Source organism: Bacillus thuringiensis, assembly GCF_022095615.2.
GTDB lineage: Bacteria > Bacillota > Bacilli > Bacillales > Bacillaceae_G > Bacillus_A > Bacillus_A cereus_AG.
Genome location: NZ_CP155559.1, coordinates 3,131,759 through 3,151,798 on the forward strand (window position 1 = coordinate 3,131,759; position 20,040 = coordinate 3,151,798).

Here is a 20,040-nt window from a genome sequence, read left to right on the forward strand (position 1 = left end):
GAATAAATAATTACGTTTATATTGTGGTTCATTTCTCTTATCTTTAACAGAAAATAAGCAGATCCACTCTTTTCTCAAAAGAGTATAAACGAAAATTATGTAGCTATTTCACTCTGTACTGTATTAAAAAAATCGAAATTATGAGCATTTGGATCTACTCGATAATTCTGATTCTAATCATTGTAATGTTAAAAATCACATCAACAGCAGAGTAAAGCTAACACCAACTAGTAAATACCATTATGATATATATTAACTAGAAAGAAAATTACGCACTTTAAAGTTCCATAGGAACAAAAAAGTGCCCTATAAACTATAATTTCTAACTCTTTATATTTACTAACGTAGTATCCTTTTCTATCATAGAAAAGAGTATAAAATTACACATTCTTACATACAGTTATAGGATTATTTTTTTCCTAATTAACTAAAAAACTATATAACACATCTGTAACATAACATTCTAAAAAAACCTTGCAGAAAAATTCTACAAGGTTTTTGTCTATACATCCAAATGAATCATTATATTAAAATGAAAGGGTTTATAATTCGTCACAATCGTATTAAATATAAGCTGCTTTAAAGGCTTGTTGAACAGCTTGTACTTCTAATAAATCTTTACCATATAAGTTCGTTGCTACACGAATACAAGCTTCTTTTAATTCTTTAAAATCAGAAGTCATATTTAATTCATCCGTATTTGCATAATAGAAAATATCAAACATTTTATCTTCTCCAATGCCATGTACGTTTACTCCATTATGATTTCCACCACTAGCAATCAAATAAGCTACTTTATTAATAATGCTAGAGTTCGTGTGTACACCACCATGATCGTGGTCAGCATCAATAGGTAAGTTATTATAATGTCTATAATCCTCTGGATATCTAGAAGAGATAGATGATGGGTTTTTCATATCTCTAAATATACGACCAGATTGTTCTCCCATTGTCCAATTGAACTTTCCGTTATTAGCATACTTCTCAACTGCTACCCCTAAAATATCAGATAACGCTTCATTAATTGCACCAGCTTCTCCTGCATACTCAAGTCCAGACTCATTTCTTGTAACCGCATGTGTAAACTCATGACCTGCCACATCAAATGCTCTAACAATTGGATCTCCATAAACCAGCATAGCTCCATTACTAAATGCATTAAACCACTGCTTAGGATTTCCTTTATTCGTACCATTTGTGTTCCAGCCATGAACGACAGAAATTACTTTTTGTCCGTTATTATCAAAGCTGTTACGGCCATATTTTTCTTGATAAAAATCATATACTTTCGTTGCTAAATAATGTGCACTAACCGCTTTAGGATCTGTAAAATTTGTAGAATTACTTGTTACTAAATCATCCAAATAACCCCATACATTTCTTCTATAATTGTTATAATCTTTATAATTAGCAGTATACGTTTCAATCCCCTTACCACGAGAATAATCTGCAAGCATGTACGTTCCATCATTTCGTTGTGAAATTCCAAACGTACGATTCATACCTAAGTCATCTTTTCCTGTTCCTGTTAATTTTGAAGGATCTTGTGATTTATTTGATGTCGCGGATTGGACAATACTACTATCTACTTGTATACCCAATTTTTGAACAAGTTCTTTTAATAGATTACCTCCAAAAGCATCAATTAATACTGTACCAGATACATATTCAGGTGTAGATGCACTAAAAGTAATTTGGTATGCGTTTGTAGCTTTATTTGTATCTTCATCTACATATACCACTTGTTTAATTTCTGGTTCTTCAATAAATGTGAGATCATCCCCATAAATGTTAAAAAGCTGTTTCTTTGCATCCTCTTCTGATAGAATGATAGGTTGTTTCAAATCTTCCTGTTGTTGTAGGTCTTGGGCACTATCTCCCGAAACACTCGTAAGTACACCATCATCATTAATATGTGCTGTTAGTTGATATCCGTATACATCACGTCCTTCATATGTTTGTTGAAGACGTACCAATGTAGTACCATCATAAGATTTACGACTTTGCGTAACATTATAATTAACTTTGGATTCCGTATTAACTTGCTTTGATGATAATGCTTGTTCTGTTTTTCCTTTTAGTGCATCTTTTGCTACACTTTCTGCTGATTTTTGAGAAGGTGCTGTTAAATTACCTGTTCGGAACGTATCTTCCTTTGTTTCTACTTCTAAATCTTCTGTTGCCGCATGTACTCCTCCATAAGGCATAATCGCCGATAACACCACTCCTGTAGTTAAACCTACCTTTATGAAATTCTTCATATTTTTACCCCTTTACAATCGTATTATTAAATTAAATAAATGTATTTTAGAATTTTAAGCATAGATAAAAATTTTAACTATAGCCAATTGATTTTACATACCTCTACATACATAGGTTAATAGATTGGTTTGCTACTTTTTTAAATTCAATTCATTTCTCAAAAACTACTCATTATATAAGCTATCTTTATATTTATTCATATACGTTATTTTTTGTGGTTCTGATAACATATGTATTGCCATCCACACATTCTTTTTCATTTCTAATTTTTGCATTGGTATCTCTTTTAAAACCGGATTACTTATAATTCCTTCCATTTCCTCATCAATTCTTTGCATAAGATTTTCTTCTGGATTATTTTGCAAATAAGTATTTTTCAATCCCCATTTGGTCATTATAAATTCATTCGTTTTATTTATAGAATTAATAATAGTAGCTTTACTAGTTAATCGTTTTTTTATCTCATCATGATAGATTTTAATTCTATATCCTTCTTTTAGTGGAATGGTATCTTTTACTATCGTTACATTTGTTCCTTCCATTTCCTTCGTATAAATTTTTTCACCTTTTTCATTAAAGACCTCTATCGATGCATATTTTTCACCTGCATAATAGCTATGAGGCGTTTTAGTAGTAACCGTAAAAATAGCTCGATTTTGCTCTACATCCGTATTTAATTCAGCGAATTGGTCATCTCCTAATCCTAGGAATTGAATCGTTTGATTTGTTAACTTGCTCACTTTCATTTCGTTAACATCAATCGTTAGACTATTATCTTTTTCTTTTACATAGGCATAATACGAACTAAAATTGTACATACTATCCGTTTCCCCACCTGAAATTTCAACTGTATAAACCCCATTTGGTACGTCTTGTAAATTGATATCTTTTGTTTCAATTGTTTTCTCCTGAATAACTGTATTCCCCTCTTTTAATTTAATTTTTCCTCCTTTCAATGTATCTATTTCATTTGTATGTAAATGAATATGCAAATTCCCTTTTAGCCCAAGTGAAGCAATTTGCTGATTCGTAACTATTTCAAAATTGGAGTTTATCGGAATATCAGGATCAACTAAAGATCTCGCTTTAGCTAATTGTGATTCAGGCACTATATAAGCTAAAGAAGTAACAGCTGGATAACCTTTCGCACTATTCATTTCTATTTGTTTATTATTAAGCTTAAAGCCCCATCTTTCAAAAACGGGTGTGAAATCAACTTTTGCATTCTCACTATAATATTGATTCATTAAATCTGGTAAAGAATGGTCACCTTTTTTGAAAGCAGCATTGCTAGCTAGTTTTCGATAACCTTGATACATTTTTACAAAAGCTTCATCGCCAGCTTTTTGTTTCGCCATCGTTAAAAGAATAAGTTTTTGTCGTAAATCTAAGTCATCATAATTTTTATTTTCTTTCATTAAAGCATTGTATAAATTCCGTTCTACCTGTTCCTTTTTCCCGAAATTAAACAACCAACCAACTTGATCTGCTTTTTTTCCGTATTTACTATATTGATATTGAACACCAAATAGATTATTAGAAACTTCTCCTGTAAATATTCCTTGATTATCAAAGCCAGCTTGGTATCCATGAGCGATTTCATGTAAAGTTCCCCAACTTAGTTTATCTAACCACATTTTTGTACTATCTGAACTATTCGCTGTCCAATTTGAGCCATAATAGGCACCGCCAGCACCAGATATATCTGCTTTTAAAAAATAACGATTTTGACTTTTTTTATTTTCAACCGCTGAACCATCTAAACCAATAATTGAATTATACATCGCAAAAATATCTTCATAATACGCAATTAACTCATCCAATGATTGAAAATCTTTTAAAGATCTTACTAACTCTTTATCTTTTTTAGGTATAAATAATTGGAAACTCTCCCCTTGAAGTAATGCATACTCTCCATCAAATTGATCCCATGTACTAAAAAATTGAGATACGCTTCCTTGTTGTTTATAAATGGGAAGAGGTTTAGTAGCACTTTTATTCCCTACTTGGTACTCAAGCATAGCGTGCTCTTCACCATACGGAGTATCTATTAAAGGAACTAAAGGCGTATCACCTTGAATCGTAACCCATTCATTTCCTACTTGTATGGATTTTTCATTTTTTGAGTCATTAGACAATAAACGTAATGTTAATTTGTCTTTAAAATTAGGATTCGTTTGTCTTACCTTTAATGGTGTATTTCTCTGCAAAATAAACCCTAAATCTTGTCGATCGTGATATTTCCCCTTACTTATGCCCGCCTGAAATATCCAAGTAGGCTCTTCTAAACTAGTAATTTCTTTTACATTTGTTCGTTCATCAGCATGTAAGTGTATATTTCCTATGAGGAAAAACATTGTATACATTATGCCTATAACAAGTAATCTTTTCATTTGCATATCTCCTTTTCTATTTTTTATATACAAAATACAATAAAACCCTCCTTCTTCACTTATAACTGTCGTCAGTAAGTTACTTATCAGTGTAATTATTATAGTTACATTAACTCGTGATTATCAATCATTAAATGTATGTAATTTTACATATATGAATATCCAAAAACAATTCCCGAAGTATCGTATAATTATCAATATTTTTTCAGACATTATTCAAAAAAAACACGAAGACCCTTAAGTCTTCATGTTTTTTTATACATGTTATTAAACTTGTGATTGAATTAATTACTAAAATCTTTTTAATCGCGAAAAATCAATTATTTTTAGGCTGATAGCCATACGTAAACTTTTATGATTTACTCATCTTTTTTGTTCTGTAATATTAAATTTTGAAACCAATTCCGTTAATTCTTCCACCTTTTCTTTCATTTTGTTGGATTGGATTGATATTTGTTCAATTGATACGGCCTGTGATTGAATTGAATTTACTGTTTGAAGAGTCTCCTTTTTCACATCCGTTGCAGTTTCAGAAACTAGCGAAAGAGAAGCATTTACTTCTTCTGTACCAGCAGTCATCTCTTCTGTCGCTGCGGATACTTCTTGAATTTGACCTGTAATCTTATCAATATCTCTCATAATAGACAAGAAGGTTTGGTTCGCTTTGTAAGCAGCTTCTTTTCCTTCTACTGCCTTTTGTTGTCCTTTTTGCATGACATTAACTGTATCTTGGGTATCTTTTTGAATCGATTTTATTAAATGATTAACCTCTTTCGCAGATTCTTTAGATTGTTCAGCCAAATCTCGAACTTCTGTGGCAACCACTGCAAACCCTTTCCCATTCTCTCCAGCACGTGCCGCTTCAATAGCGGCATTTAAGGCAAGTAGATTCGTTTGTTCGGCAATATTAGTAATTGCAGCGAGAGCTGTATCAATCTGTTGTGTACGTGTAACAAGTTTATTTATTACTTTTGATGTTTCCTCGACAACATCATGCACACTATTCATTTGAAGAATAGAGTGATTTATCACTTCACTACCAATATTTATTCGTTCTGTAGTCGTTACTGCTACCTCAGCGACTACAGCTGAAGATTCAGCTACAGTTTGCACCCCGGTTGTAATTTCTTCCATTGAGGATGAGCTCTCTTGAATACTAGTTACCTGTCCTTCTATTTTTGTTTTTACTTCTAAAACAGTCTGTACAACCTCATTTGAAATACTAGACGCTCGATTTGTATCTTGTAATACGCCCTCCGTAGTAGAAATAACCTCTTGTGTTGTCATCTTAACATTCGCAATTAATTGTTGAAGGTTATCTAACATACTGTTAAAAGACTGAACAATATGCCCTAATTCATTATTTGCTTTATAAGGAGTACGTGTTGTTAAATCTCCAGCTGCTACTTTTTCCATATCACTTTGTAGTAACGCAAGTGGTTTTCGGATAGTTATTTTAATAATATATCCGATTAATATAATTATTAAAATTGCTAAAATCGAAATACTAACAAACATTATCATTGTATTTTGAGCACTATTATTATTTTCCTTCTGTAAAAGCTCTGCATTATTACTATTATATAAAATCAATTCACGAATTGATTTTATTGATTTTTGCATATTAGGTTCAATCTCTTTTAGGTAATATGCATATGCTTCCTCATTATTAGATTTCCCTAATTCTTGTGCTTTCTTCATTTGAGTCCTTAATTCATTAAATGTTTCATGAAACGTGTTATATAATTCTTTTTCTTTAGTAGAAATAACTTTAGCCTCAAACTGCTTTAAAAGATGATCATTTTCCTTACGAATTCCATCCATTTCTCTTATTAATTCGTTCATTCTTTTTTCATCTTTTGATAACATTATTTCCATAAAGTTCATATTAACGTGATAAAAATTAGATTCTACAATCCCAATCCACTCAATTGGTAGTAAATTATCCTCATACATATTAGAGGAAGTACTTTTCCCTCTTTCTAATCCCCAAAACCCTATTAGGGATAATACTATACATGCAATACTTGATATAGTTATTAATATGTTTAGTTTTGTACCAACTTTACTGTTTCTTAATAATTCCAATTCCATTTTCTCCATTCTAATATATAGTTTAAGTAATGTATTTTATAATAAGAATCCAAAAATTACGATGTTTATTTTGCGATATGCAATTTTGCATATCATCAACTACTAAATCAAAATAATCTAACATTGTAATTTTAGTTTTCCAAAAATTCATGATTATGAACACACCCCATTAAATCTTGAACTTCTCATCCAAAATATCCACAAATATTGTGGCACCAGTGGAACCCATCATTGATATATAAATTATACTTCCATACAAGACTAGTTTAAAAATATTTTTCTTATTGCTCATTTTTGTATTTCCTCTCTATTAGAAGTACTCCTAGCACATCACACTAATAAAAACGATAGTATTAAAAAAATAAGGAAAGACATAACACCTATGTCTTTCCTCTAAAATTGTAACACTCAATATGCTCTTGGCTCTATTTGATTTTCCAGTTAAATCCTCACATTTCTTTCTTTATAATATTTCCTAACTCCGTCCAACTTGTAATACGCGGGATATTGAGATGTTGATTGTAAGAAGTAGTTTTTGCATACACATTTATCGGCTTTCCTATTAACGTTTCTAAGACTGCCGGCTTATCATCAAAGAAATAGTTTAATTTTATTTCTTGTATGAAGTGTATTTTTTCTTCATCCTTCATTCCATAGAAAAAGCGATCTTCATGTACCGGAAAACCTTTTTCTATTAACCATTTTTTTGTTTGCTCTCCATGTTTTTTAGGCCGAGCTGTTATATAGTATATTTCATGTCCCTGTCTTTCTAATTCTTGTAATGTCTCTACTGCATATGGAAACGGTGAACAAGAAGTATAATAAATCTCATCCAGCAAACTATTCCACATATGACTGCCTTCCTCCGAAGTCATGCCAAATGCTTCATGAATTTCAATTGTTTTTAAAGAATGAAATACATCCAATCCTACTTTTTTGTTTAATTTCTTATTATATAAATGAAAAGCATGCTGCCTTAAATCAATTAATGTATCATCGATATCAAATCCAAACTTCACTCTTCATCGCTCCTTTCTGCAATTCATTTATCGGAACATATAAGTAGTTTTTATTCTCCTTATTTCTCATCTTTCCGATATGCTGGATAGCCAATAAATCTATAATCTTTTCCAACCTGGGTAAATGATATATCCTTAAATTCAATTGCATCTTTCATTTTAGTAATACCAGTCCCCTCTACAAAACTAGGTGCCAATCTGCCTCCAATAATTTTAGGTGCGAAATATAAAATAATTTTATCCATTAGTTTATTTTCAATAAACGAAGCATTTACTTCTCCTCCACCTTCAATAAGCAGGGAGGAAACTCCTTTTTGTCCTAAAACATCAAGCATTTCATGTAAGTTTATATGCTTTTCTCCGCTAGTAACAAATACTTTAACTCCTGCATTTTCTAATGCTTTCTTTTTTTTCGCTGCATGATTACTTGTTGTAAATATCCAGGTAGGAGCTTCTCCATCTGTAACAACGTTAGCTTCCATCGGTATGCGTAATGTCGAGTCCAATATTATTCGAATTGAATTTCGTCCATTTGGAATACGCGTTGTCAATGATGGATTATCCTTTTGAACAGTATTGGCTCCTACTAAAATAGCCGCATTTTCGTTTCGTATTTGGTGTACTTCTTGTCTTGCTTCTGTAGATGTAATCCACTTACTATCCGATAAAGACGTAGCGATTTTTCCATCTAATGTAATTCCTGATTTAATCGTTACAAATGGGCGCTTTGTCAAAATATATTTATTAAAGACTTCATTCATTTTTTTAGATTCTTCTTCACACACTCCTACAAGTACTTCAATACCTGCATCTTGTAGAATTTTAATTCCACGTCCAGAAACAAGCGGGTTTGGATCAAGTGTAGCAACTACTACCTTCTTAATTCCTGCTTGTACAATTGCTTCAGCACATGGCCCTGTTCTACCATGATGAGAACAAGGTTCAAGAGTTACATAGATTGTACCACCACGTGCCTGTTCTCCAGCCATACGTATCGCATGTATTTCGGCATGTGGTTCTCCGGCCTTCATATGTGCTCCGACCCCTACAATTCGATTATCATTTACAATTACAGATCCAACCAATGGATTTGGAGTCGTTTGTCCCTTCATAGCCTTGGCATTTTCTAGTGCTAGCTTCATATACAATTCATGCTCAAGCATGTAAGTGTCCCCCTTCAAAATGTCCAGAACGCTGAATCTTCGTTTGCAAATATTTCTCATTAAACTCTGAGACATCACCCCATAACGGTTCACGACTCGTAACATTTAATCCAGCTTTTTGTAAAGCTTCTAATTTTTTCGGATTATTTGTAATAAGTTTTACAGGTTTTGAGCGTAACGCTTTTAATACTTCAATTGTATCATCATAGTTTCGAACATCATCTTCAAAACCTAGGTTCAGATTAGCTTCTACTGTATCTAACCCATTTTCTTGCAAGAGGTACGTCATTGCTTTACTAAACAAACCAATTCCTCTTCCTTCATGATTCGCTAAGTAAAATAAAGCACCTGAACCATGTTCTGTAATCATTTGTAAAGACTGCTTTAATTGGAATCCACAGTCACAACGTTTACTACCAAAGATATCACCGGTGTGACAAATACTATGCATACGAATTAGGGCATCTTCAGAATTCTCAAAATCACCATATACAAGCACACTAGATTGCTGCATATCAGCTAAATTAATAGATGAGAGTTTTTCGATAATTCCTTCTACACTATTTGTAACCTCATTACATTGTAACCAAGAATACCATTGGAAAACTTTAGTCTCCCCATATAAATTAATTGGCAATTTGATAGGACCTACTAAATAAATATCCTTTTCATCTTGATGTATAAATTGAATTGTATCTTCTAACATATGAATTGTATCTGTTGTAACCATTAGGTACCTCCTAGTATAGAGAATCTCTAAAAATTCTCTTCCATTGTTATATTTTTTATTGTTTAACTTACACAACGTAAGTGTTTTTACAGATGCTATTCTTTTTCTCTCAGCTTATATGCAATATGTATCATTACAACTTTGGCCATTTAAAGAAAAGAGTTTTAGTTACATAAAACAACTTAATTACTTTATGTAAGTGAGTATACATTCGTAATTAATTTACGTCAAGTAATTAATTATAAAAACATTTGTTACTAATAGTAAGATGTTATATAATTTGTTTTAGGAGGTGAAGGAAAATGAATGATTCTACATTATGCCCTCGCTTTGAAAAAGGAATGAAATTTTTTAGTCAACGATGGACAGCACTAATTATTTACCAACTTTTCTCTGGACCTCAGCGCTTTTGTACGCTTGAATCTTCTCTTCCTGTTAGCGGAAGATTACTTTCAGAAAGATTGAAAGAATTAGAACTAGAAGGAATTGTCGAACGTAAAGTCTTTCCTGAGACACCCGTTCGTATAGAATATTCTTTAACTCAAAAAGGGTTTGCCTTAGAAGCCATTATTCGCGGAATAGAAGAATGGTCACAAGAATGGATAGAACTTGAGGAATAACATAAAAGCTTTTTCGTATATAGTTTTAAGTAATCAAATTACAGATACCTATAATTAAAACGCTAATTTTTAAGGATTTATGAAAAGTTAGCGTTTTTTAATGAATAAAATAATTATTGATATCCCCTTAATTATTTTTACTTTTGTATAAAATTATTATTAATAAAATAAAACAAGGTGATCAAAACGATCACCTTGTTCCTTTAAAGATTAAAATAGTGTTTTTAACGCTTTTTATTAATACATACTCGATTAATAAAAAGAATGAATAAAATTTTTGTAATTAAACAGTTTTTTTCACAATACGGTTATCTTATCCCGCTATTTGTGGACAGTAAGACCACTACCGATTAAAGTTCTATTTTTATTACATTCAAAGATTATTTATGAAATTTCACACGCTCTTCAAGCGGTTGGAATTCTTTTTCACCTGGGGCAGCTGTTGGATTACCAAATGGCATTTGTGCAATTAGTTTCCAGTTAGCAGGAACATTCCATTCTTGTTTTACCTCATCATCAATTAATGGATTATAATGTTGTAAAGATGCTCCTAATCCCTCTGCTTCTAATGCTGTCCACACAACTAACTGGTGCATACCTGATGCTTGGTGTGACCAAATTGGGAAGTTTTCAGCATATGCAGCAAATTTTTCTTGAAGCGATTTAACGATAGCCTCATCTTCAAAGAATAGTACTGTTCCATAACCAGCTTTAAAGGAATCCATTTTTTGTTGCGTTCCTGAAAAATCTCCATCTCCAACTACTTTTCTTAATGTTTCAGTTGTAATATCCCATAATTTATTATGAGCTTCACCAAATAATACAACTAATCGCGCAGTTTGAGAATTGAAAGCTGATGGAGTATATTTCACAGCAAACTCCACGATTTCTTTAATTTTTTCATCCGATACTTGTACCTCTTTGTTAATTCCATAGTAAGTACGTCTTTCTTTCAGTGCAGTATAGAAATCTTTTGTCATAATTCATTTCCTCCTAAGTTTTAATATTCTTCAAAATGATACATTGCGAAGATAATATGAGTTGAAATGAGTTCATTTTTGAACCATTGAACTCCATAACACCAATTGCTAGTCATTCTGAATCTAAACCACTGCTTCTTGCTTCAGTTTTCCTAAAAAAACTCTTATAGCATCATTGATACAATCTAGTGATCATTCGGTATTATTTTACCCATTCTCTATTCATGTATCCTGCTTGTTTCATATTTACACAAATATGAAAATAACCTTAAATTGCTGGTCAAAAAAGCCAGGTAGCATGAATAACACATTACCTGGCTTTTTACATTTTTAATTTAAATTCAACTAAACATTACCAATGAATAGTAGTAAAAACTATACCCGTCACTTATTTAATAATTAACATCTCATAAGGATGTTGTTCCATAAATCTATTCTCCCAAGGAATCTCTAATGATGTCCAATTTGAACCACCGTCTACTGACTGATACACTCCTTTATTGCTAAATAGATAGAACGTTCCATCACTTGTTGCCTTTAATACTGGTATGATTGTCCCTTTAGGAGTTGGTAAACCTGCATTCATTTCTGCCCAAGACTGATTTTTTTCTTTCTTATAAATAAATGATTCACAATTTCCATTATTGTAATCATGCGCTACGTGTGGATTTGAAGATGTCGCAATGATAATATTTTCTGGATCATTTGGGTTAACTGCCATTTGATATGCGTAATGATGCTTTAGCCCACTACACATATAGTTCCAAGTCTTACCTCCATCATTACTCTCCGCATACTCTTGACCTGGTTCTTTCAAGAATGAATCACCTAACACCCCGTATAAACGATTTGGGGCATTGCGATGTGATTTAAGAATGTGAATATCTTGAGGATAGTTCCCCTCTTTTTCCTCAGTCCATGTCTTACCTCCATCTACACTTTTAATTAATCCGCCTACCTCAATAGTCGTATAAATAGTTTCTGGATTATTAGCATCAATTTCAATATGTTTTACGTGGTGCGTATATGTTCTTTGAGGAAAGAACCATGATGAATATGATGGCATTTGTCGATAATCTGTTAGCAACTCAAAACTGTCTCCTCCATTTTTGGATACGAACATTGCGCTCGGTTCAGTTCCTACATATACAATCCCGTTACCGTCATCCCCCTTCGCTGGAGATACAGAAACTGCTGTAATAGCTCTCATATGAATAGCATTAGCTGGGAACACTTCACCAAATGAAGGTAACGCACCAATTGCTTCCCATGAACTTCCTCCATCTTTACTTCTCCATAATCCCCTATCAAAAGTACCACAATACATTCTTTCTGGGTCGTATGGATCTAAGGCTAACGCAACTGGATTCGCACCTACAAACTGCGATTGGACGCTCCATGTTGAGTCTTTTTTTTCTGCAATTACAAGTTCTCTATCAAACGCTAATATGAATTTTTCCATAACTAAAATCTCCTCATTTCATAAATTCCCTACTATATTATTTAAATTTTGAACATTACCAGTTAAGAAATGTTTTTATATGCTATAGCATATAAATGATAAATTTTATAAGGAATATGTGATTAATAACTTACATTATATAATTTGTACACTTCATATCAGTAAGATGAACAAGATATCCTGTTAAATCATATAAGCCCATATGCCACCTCCAAACAACTTATCATATACATGCTATAGCATATATATTATAGAATGCATTATTTTATGTCAAACTTTATACTATTTTAAAATCAGTTTTCCACATAGCCTAAATCAATTCAAAAGTCATAAACAGAAACACTTTATTGAATAGAAACTAAAAAAAAGAGTGCAATTTTTTGCACTCTTTTTACTCATTTTTATTAGAAATCAAAGTTATCAGGATCTGGACCAACGCGGTGATTTTCATTTAACGCATCGATTTTGTCCATATCTTCTTTCGTTAATTCAAAGTTAAATACATCAGCATTTGCAATAATGCGGTGTTCTTTCGTTGATTTTGGAATTGTAATTACTCCATTTTGAAGATCCCAACGTAAAATAACTTGTGCTGTTGTTTTACCGTGTTTCTCAGCAATTGTTTGTAATGTTTCATTATCTAATAATTGACCTTGCATTAATGGTGACCATGCTTCCATTTGAATACCTTGTTCTTTACAGAAAGCTTGTAATTCTTTTTGTGTTAAACGAGGGTGGTATTCTACTTGGTTAATCATTGGCTTAATTTCTGCATCTTTTATTACATCTTGCAGATGATGGATTTGGAAGTTACTTACGCCAATTGCACGTACACGCTTTTCTTTATAAAGGGTTTCTAACGCTCTCCACGTATCTTTATATTTCCCTTCTACAGGCCAGTGAACAAGATATAAATCTAAATAATCTAGTTTTAATTTTTTTAAACTTTCTTCATATGCAGCAATTGTTTCTTCGAATCCCTGATCTGCGTTCCATACTTTTGAAGTGATAAATAATTCTTCTCTTGAAATTCCAGTCGCTTCAATACCAGCACGGATTCCTTCACCTACAGCTGTTTCATTTCCGTAAATCGCCGCTGTATCGATGCTACGATATCCTGCTTTAATTGCTGCTTTAATCGCTTCTACAAGTTCTGGTCCTTCTTCTACTTTAAATACACCTAAACCGAACCAAGGCATTTCTACGCCGTTATGCAATTTTGTTTTACTTTGTAAGTTTTTCATTTTATTTTCTCTCCTTTTATTTTACTTGATCTCGTTTTTCTAATGACATACTCCATGCTGTTAAAATAACAGCACCTACTACCATAATGCCGCCTACCCAAGCCGTATGAATTAACCCTAACGAATTCGTTACAATACCGCCTAAATAAGCACCAAGAGCAATCCCAGCATTAAACGCTGCAATATTAATTGCCGATGCAACATCGACAGCACTCGGTACAAATCGTTCAGCTAACATTACGACATATACTTGTAACCCTGGAACATTCATAAATGCGAATAGTCCCATGAAAATAATTGTGATTAACCCAGCTACCTTAAATGGTGCTGTAAATGTTAAAACAAATAATATAATCGCTTGAATAAAGAACATGTAAAATAGCGCTCGAATTGGATTATGATTCGATAATTTTCCGCCAATCACATTCCCTATTGCAATGGCGATTCCATACACTAATAAAATGATAGTAACCGTATTAGCTTTAAATCCTGTTACTTCTTGTAATAACGGAGATAAATACGTAAATGTTACGAATGTTCCCCCGTATCCTAATGCAGTAATGATGAAAACTAGTAACAGTCTTCCGTTCGTGATCAATTTAAACTGATCGCGGAATGATACAGATGTACCTTTTTTCATATTAGATGGAATGAGAATACTATTTGCGATTAAGGCAATAATTCCAATTACCACAATTGCTAAAAATGATGTTCTCCAGCCAAATTGTTGACCAATAAATGTTCCAATTGGTGCCCCTGTAATAGTTGCAACTGTTACACCAGTAAACATAATGGCAATCGCACTAGCACGCTTATTTTCTGGTACAAGTGCCGCAGCAATCGTGGAACCAATTGACATAAACACACCATGTGAAAGTGCAGAAACAATTCGCGCAATAAGTAATACAGTGAAGCTTGTTGCTACTGCCGCAATGCCATTACCAATAATGAAAATAATCATAATCCACATTAATAACGTTTTTCGTGACATATTAGCTGTTAATGACGTTAATACTGGAGCACCAAACGCTACGCCTAACGCATATAAAGAAACTGTTAAACCAGCTGTTGTAACCGACACATGTAAATCTTCCGAAATAGATGGTAATAAACCGACACTAACAAATTCAGTTGTCCCAATCCCGAACGCACTAATTGCTAGTGCTAATAACGCAAATATACTTCTTCGATTCGTCCGAACTTCTGAAGACGATGCTGTATATGAATTCAATTGAGTTTCCCCTCTTCCTTACAATTCCTATCATAATAGTGTGATAAAAAGGCCCTTTTATCTTTCAAAAAATATATTTAATCTCTACAAATGCTATTATGAGTGGTTTCATTCTCTTTTTAGTACCGTAAAGCTTGTCTCTCTCCTACATGTACTATTATGAAACATATTTAACATAATGAATAGTACGTACTTTAAAGTGCTGTAGGTACTTTAAAGTAACATAGTTAATTACTAGTGCCATAAAGCTTCTTTCCCACTCACATGTGCTATTATGAATGATATTTAACATAATAAAAAGTACGTACTTTAAAGTACTATAGGTACTAAAAAGTAACATTTATATAACCTAGCTTATTTTGCTCAAAAATTGAAATCTCCATTCCATGAAGAAGGCTTTCAAATGAAGGAATACCCTTTTCCCGTAGAGGCAACTTTAGAGGACATTGCTTAAAAATGTAAAGGACCATGTTCATTACCACAGTCAAATAATAAAAAGGCAAAAACGAACAGAAATATGTTCATTTTTTCCTTTTTATTTAATCATTAAAATGTACGGCTTTTGGAAAGAAAATCTGCATTAACTCACGGATAAGAATTAGTACTTTATCCAAAGGTGCATGAGTATATTTAGATGTTACTTGTGTAAGTTCGTTTACCCACTTATCCTTTGTATCTTGATCAAATGTATTCCATATATCAATCTTAATAATAGCCATTCCATCTACGTTACGACCCGGTGTATCGTAAGACTCTTTTGTCTCCCAATTGGACACCCTACTTTTCTCAGCAAAGGTAGCATCACTTACTACAGCCCGAGCTTTCCCCCAATGTTCTTTCTCAAGTTCCGTTATCAACACTTGAATTTTGTCAGGGACAATTTTTAATAGTTTTATTGTAAATACCGTTACATTATAAATGAATTCCTTCTTTTCTTCTGTTAACATGGTTGGCCAAGTATTTAGCTCAATTAATGGCATAGTATTGCCCACTAAAATTAATTATTCACTCACTACAACTATTGGTTTAAATGATTTTTAACTGCCCTTATAACTAATTCATGATCCTCTTCTGGTGGTAATCCTGAAACTGTTATCATTCCAATAACCCCTACGTCTTTTATTTGGACAGGAAAGCATCCACCAAACGCAGCATAATCCGACCTATCTAAAAGATATTTTTCATTATATGAAATTCCAGTTATTTCACTTTGTATTTGCATATAATACGAGCTATGATTATGCAGGGAAACGACTCGTTTTTTACGCTCAATCCATTTCGTATTTTCCTCATTTGTCCCTGTCATCTTGAAATGAAATAATTGCACACCATTTTTCGTTATATCCACAGCAATCAATTTTCCCTCTCGCTTTGCTGTTTCAACGATAAATAAACCTAATTGCAAAGCATCTTCATTTGTAAAAGAGGAAAATTGAAGTGTTTCCTCCTCTATTAAAATTTGTTTACTGATTTCATTTAAATTTGAAGTACTCATATGTTTATCCCCCTTACTCACTTTATGCCGCATTGATATTTTTGAATTTCTGTGACTCTATCGTACGACCTTTCCATATAACTAATACCGTAAAGCGTATTCTTCTCTTCTTGGTGCTATTATGAATTATATTTAACGCATTAAAAATGTATGTCCTCTAGTGCTAAACATTTCGTATAGAAGTTTTCTTCCTGCTACTACATACAAGCATAAAAAAACCAGTTACTTAAGCAACTGGTTCGCTAACAATTTCATATGGGATATTCATTCAACCAAAGGAATGCTTGTTCATAATCATCGAAAAATTTTACAGATTCTTTTGTATTGGACTGTTGTAAATAATTCAGTATCTCCCCTTCTTCAAAGAGAAAAGCAATTGCCTTACTGTGGTTCAAAATCGTTTCATTGAAAAACTTCTCTTTCCATGCTTTTTGAACAGAAAAATGATCTGGTATGTATCCTTTTCTATCGACCAGCAATTTGTATTTCCGTCCCTCGGAAATGAATTGCTGACAAACCTGCTCGAATTCATTAAACCATTCATACACATCATCTGTTTTAACCTTGCCAATTAGACGGGTAACAATTATATCTCCTGAAACTATCGTGCTAATATTCAGTTTACTCAACTTGAAATCATCTCCCTTAGTTACAATTATGTGGAAATCTCTCATAAAATCAATAAGATAAAATTGTTACGCATTAAAGCAATCTTATTTACGAAAAGAGCCTATGTGAAAGATGATTTTGTGTCGCTAATTTAAAAAGGGACAGACTCTCCAAACGGAGAAGTCTGTCCCAAAATCGTTCTATTTTATTTCACATTAGAACGAATAATCGTGAATTAGAATAATGATTTAATACTTGCTAAGACAGTAAGTACACCTACAATAATAACAAATACGTTACTCATTTTCCCTTTGTATTTAGCTAGTACTGGTACTTTTTGAATCGCATACATCGGTAATAGACATAAGATAGCAGCAACTAATGGACCGCTTAGAGAATCAATAAGTCCAAGAATACTTGGATTTGTATAAGCAACAAACCAGCATGATAATACAACAAAAGTAAGGACGATTGTCTTAATCGTTTTTTCTTCAATTACTTTTCCACGTGATTTACCGAACTTAATAATCATGTCACGCATTACTTCAAATGCTCCGATATAATGGCCAAGGAAAGATTTTGTAATAGCCACAAAAGCAATGATTGGAGCTGCAATTGTAATTACAGGTGAATTAAGTTCATTCGCAAGATATGAAAGGATTGATAAGTTTTGCTCTTTTGCCATTTTTAAATCCTCTGGAGTCAAGCTTAATGTACTACTCCAAACGAAGAACATAACTACAGCGAATGTCATGATATAACAAACTTTTTGTATTTGCGCACATTTCGCATCAGTAGCTTCTATTCCATACGTAGCTCTCTGTTTCACAACAAATGATGAAATCATAGGTGAATGATTAAATGAGAATACGATGATTGGCAGAATCAACAATATCGTTCCAAAATATCCTGTTCCTGTTGAAGCAGTAGAAACAGCTGAAAAGCTAAGCATTGACGTATTCCACTGTGGAATTAAAGATATTGCGATAAACAGTAGAGAAGCTATGAAAGGATACACTAGCATACTCATGATCTTTACAGTAATATCTTGACCAAAATTCAGTATAGCGATAAGACCAAGAACTAATACAAGTGATAAAATAGCCCTTGGAGGCTCTGGCATGTGCAATTGATGCACGATAAAACTACTTGCAGTGTTTGTAAGCGCAACCGAATACATTAATACGATTGTATAAATTGAACCGAAATATACGATGTTAAAAATGATACTCGCTTTATTTCCGAAATACTCTCTAATTGTACCTGTGATCCCCTCATCAGCAGAATTAGAAGCGTATATCATTTTAGCAAGTGCCCTATGTGAGTAATACATAACTGGATATGCAAGCAATGTAATTAGTAGTAATGATAATAAACCACCTGAACCTGCATTAATCGGTAAAAAGAGCACCCCTGCTCCAATTGCAGTTCCAAATAGGCTGAGTGCCCATGTAGTATCCTGCTTATGCCACTTTTTCGGATCTGCATATTGCTCATTTTTTAGTGCGATATTTTCAGCTTGAACTTCTATTTTCTTTGCAGTATTCCCGTTCATATAATAACTCCCCCTTGTATCTATTCCTACATCTCTCTTTATAGATACCAAATATTCCCTTTTTTAGAAAATGAATTCCTTACAAGTTGCCCCACATTGTATGTTCTTCATCATAATGAAACCAAATTGAAATATTCGCTAGTTAGCGTCCTAATATAATTGTTAGCGTTCACAAAAAAGTTTACTCGTAATATCCGCTCTTTATATAAAGACCCCTTAAGAGAACAATATGGAATAGACTTCATAAATACGTTTCAACATTTCTAATAACAGTGTATTACTTTAATGGTTTCTCTTTTTTACTTGTAACAGTAATTTTAGATAAACCAGCCTCTCATAATTTACGAGGCATTTCTTTCTCAATTCTATACATCACTTTAATAGCTTCGGCAGCATTTATGGTATTGATTACACAAGCCACTGAAGCACTTTACATACATTTCGCCTCTAACCACACACCTTTCTTACTAATAATCGCATTTTTTATATTTTCTCCAGAGATAATAAAATTTCTCTCGACGCCCTCATTATAACGTGTATATTTATAAAATTAATATTTTTATATTTTCAGAAATATTAATTGGATATAATTTTACATGGATAATGTTTTACAGTTAGCATGTAACCCTTGTCCCTATCACTTATAACGGAATTAATTAGCATAAAATACAGTAAAATATTGCTTATTTAAGCTACTCATTTTAAAAATATTTATATTCTTCTTCGCCGAAAAATTTTATTTTAACTTAAAAAAGATATTCTAATAAATAATTAACGTGGTTAAAAAGAAATATCTCATTGAATGTACAAACCAAATTTCAGGATATATATTATAGACATTGCATTCATATACATTTTTAGGAAAAAAACATATTTTAACTTGATGGCAACGAGAGAACCGCTAACATTTTGCAAAACCTACGCGAAACAAAAAATAAAATAAGCTGCCCATACGGACAGCTTATTTACATCATTATCGTTATCAGGAGTGTGCAAACAACTCACTTCCATGTCATCTTAATTCGAGTTTTTTTAACTCTTCTTCAGGAATATCTCTATGTTTGTAATGAATCGTTTTTACATCATTTCCTTTTATACGAAAAGTAATTGTGTCCTCTCCATAAGGTGGATTGTGCGCACCCTCAAAAGTTTGAATTTGAACAGTTACATAGAAAATAATGTA

14 protein-coding genes and 2 pseudogenes are annotated in these 20,040 nt (G+C 32.6%); 1 reads left to right on the top strand and 15 read right to left on the bottom strand.

The window, feature by feature from the left end; all coding sequences use genetic code 11:
* Nucleotides 1-563: 563 nt before the first annotated feature.
* The 6 genes from KZZ19_RS16290 to KZZ19_RS16315 all read right to left on the bottom strand — a co-directional run bounded on the left by KZZ19_RS16290 (nt 564) and on the right by KZZ19_RS16315 (nt 9,661).
* Nucleotides 564-2,261, bottom strand: a complete 1,698-nt coding sequence (locus tag KZZ19_RS16290; RefSeq protein WP_237980808.1) for a M4 family metallopeptidase — start codon at nt 2,259-2,261, stop codon at nt 564-566.
* Between the two features lie 165 nt (nt 2,262-2,426).
* Nucleotides 2,427-4,655, bottom strand: a complete 2,229-nt coding sequence (locus KZZ19_RS16295; protein WP_237980807.1) for a putative mucin/carbohydrate-binding domain-containing protein — start codon at nt 4,653-4,655, stop codon at nt 2,427-2,429.
* Nucleotides 4,656-5,018: 363 nt separating this feature from the next.
* On the bottom strand, nt 5,019-6,743 hold the full coding sequence (locus KZZ19_RS16300) for a methyl-accepting chemotaxis protein (protein WP_237980806.1): 1,725 nt from the start codon (nt 6,741-6,743) through the stop codon (nt 5,019-5,021).
* 455 nt (nt 6,744-7,198) lie between these two features.
* On the bottom strand, nt 7,199-7,768 hold the full coding sequence (locus tag KZZ19_RS16305; protein ID WP_098343943.1) for a 5' nucleotidase, NT5C type: 570 nt from the start codon (nt 7,766-7,768) through the stop codon (nt 7,199-7,201).
* 59 nt (nt 7,769-7,827) lie between these two features.
* Entirely contained in the window at nt 7,828-8,931 is a 1,104-nt protein-coding gene (gene ribD, locus KZZ19_RS16310) for a bifunctional diaminohydroxyphosphoribosylaminopyrimidine deaminase/5-amino-6-(5-phosphoribosylamino)uracil reductase RibD (protein WP_237980805.1), read from the bottom strand.
* Nucleotides 8,924-9,661 (bottom strand): GTP cyclohydrolase II, encoded by a 738-nt coding sequence (locus KZZ19_RS16315; RefSeq protein ID WP_237980804.1) that lies wholly within the window; start codon nt 9,659-9,661, stop codon nt 8,924-8,926. Before KZZ19_RS16315 ends, ribD begins: the two co-directional genes overlap by 8 nt.
* Nucleotides 9,662-9,963: 302 nt before the next feature.
* Here KZZ19_RS16315 and KZZ19_RS16320 point away from each other — a divergent pair, with 302 nt between their 5' ends.
* On the top strand, nt 9,964-10,281 hold the full coding sequence (locus KZZ19_RS16320; RefSeq protein ID WP_001000102.1) for a winged helix-turn-helix transcriptional regulator: 318 nt from the start codon (nt 9,964-9,966) through the stop codon (nt 10,279-10,281).
* Between the two features lie 380 nt (nt 10,282-10,661).
* Here KZZ19_RS16320 and KZZ19_RS16325 read toward each other — a convergent pair whose 3' ends face one another.
* The 9 genes and pseudogenes from KZZ19_RS16325 to KZZ19_RS16365 all read right to left on the bottom strand — a co-directional run.
* Nucleotides 10,662-11,261 carry a nitroreductase family protein gene (locus tag KZZ19_RS16325; RefSeq protein ID WP_071725055.1) on the bottom strand — a complete coding sequence of 200 codons (600 nt, stop codon included), beginning with the start codon at nt 11,259-11,261 and terminating at the stop codon, nt 10,662-10,664.
* A 388-nt stretch (nt 11,262-11,649) separates the two neighbouring features.
* Nucleotides 11,650-12,723: a WD40/YVTN/BNR-like repeat-containing protein gene (locus tag KZZ19_RS16330; protein WP_237980803.1), complete on the bottom strand. Its 1,074-nt coding sequence runs from the start codon at nt 12,721-12,723 to the stop codon at nt 11,650-11,652.
* Nucleotides 12,724-13,127: 404 nt separating this feature from the next.
* Nucleotides 13,128-13,967, bottom strand: coding sequence for an aldo/keto reductase (locus KZZ19_RS16335; protein ID WP_098344199.1), 840 nt, complete (start codon nt 13,965-13,967; stop codon nt 13,128-13,130).
* Between the two features lie 16 nt (nt 13,968-13,983).
* Entirely contained in the window at nt 13,984-15,198 is a 1,215-nt protein-coding gene (locus KZZ19_RS16340) for an MFS transporter (RefSeq protein ID WP_237980802.1), read from the bottom strand.
* Between the two features lie 546 nt (nt 15,199-15,744).
* Nucleotides 15,745-16,178, bottom strand: a pseudogene (locus KZZ19_RS16345) (tautomerase family protein).
* A 38-nt stretch (nt 16,179-16,216) separates the two neighbouring features.
* Entirely contained in the window at nt 16,217-16,726 is a 510-nt protein-coding gene (locus tag KZZ19_RS16350) for a heme-degrading domain-containing protein (RefSeq protein WP_098344201.1), read from the bottom strand.
* Between the two features lie 218 nt (nt 16,727-16,944).
* Nucleotides 16,945-17,367: an STAS/SEC14 domain-containing protein gene (locus tag KZZ19_RS16355; RefSeq protein WP_432442717.1), complete on the bottom strand. Its 423-nt coding sequence runs from the start codon at nt 17,365-17,367 to the stop codon at nt 16,945-16,947.
* A gap of 170 nt (nt 17,368-17,537) precedes the next feature.
* The gene (locus KZZ19_RS16360; protein WP_088097113.1) at nt 17,538-18,857 is read right to left on the bottom strand and encodes an aromatic amino acid transport family protein; all 1,320 of its coding nucleotides are present in this window, start codon (nt 18,855-18,857) and stop codon (nt 17,538-17,540) included.
* Nucleotides 18,858-19,869: 1,012 nt separating this feature from the next.
* Nucleotides 19,870-20,034 (bottom strand): annotated as a pseudogene (locus tag KZZ19_RS16365) (DUF3888 domain-containing protein); the annotation flags it as partial.
* Nucleotides 20,035-20,040: the final 6 nt, after the last annotated feature.

Excerpts from the sequence above, each read along its gene's own strand:
- KZZ19_RS16330 (WP_237980803.1), bottom strand. The coding sequence starts at position 12,723 with ATGGAAAAATTCATATTAGCGTTTGATAGAGAACTTGTAATTGCAGAA.
- KZZ19_RS16355 (WP_432442717.1), bottom strand. The coding sequence starts at position 17,367 with ATGAGAGATTTCCACATAATTGTAACTAAGGGAGATGATTTCAAGTTG.
- ribD (WP_237980805.1), bottom strand. The coding sequence starts at position 8,931 with ATGCTTGAGCATGAATTGTATATGAAGCTAGCACTAGAAAATGCCAAG.
- KZZ19_RS16350 (WP_098344201.1), bottom strand. The coding sequence starts at position 16,726 with ATGCGGCATAAAGTGAGTAAGGGGGATAAACATATGAGTACTTCAAAT.
- KZZ19_RS16335 (WP_098344199.1), bottom strand. The coding sequence starts at position 13,967 with ATGAAAAACTTACAAAGTAAAACAAAATTGCATAACGGCGTAGAAATG.
- KZZ19_RS16290 (WP_237980808.1), bottom strand. The coding sequence starts at position 2,261 with ATGAAGAATTTCATAAAGGTAGGTTTAACTACAGGAGTGGTGTTATCG.
- KZZ19_RS16320 (WP_001000102.1), top strand. The coding sequence starts at position 9,964 with ATGAATGATTCTACATTATGCCCTCGCTTTGAAAAAGGAATGAAATTT.
- KZZ19_RS16295 (WP_237980807.1), bottom strand. The coding sequence starts at position 4,655 with ATGAAAAGATTACTTGTTATAGGCATAATGTATACAATGTTTTTCCTC.
- KZZ19_RS16325 (WP_071725055.1), bottom strand. The coding sequence starts at position 11,261 with ATGACAAAAGATTTCTATACTGCACTGAAAGAAAGACGTACTTACTAT.
- KZZ19_RS16315 (WP_237980804.1), bottom strand. The coding sequence starts at position 9,661 with ATGGTTACAACAGATACAATTCATATGTTAGAAGATACAATTCAATTT.
- KZZ19_RS16360 (WP_088097113.1), bottom strand. The coding sequence starts at position 18,857 with ATGAACGGGAATACTGCAAAGAAAATAGAAGTTCAAGCTGAAAATATC.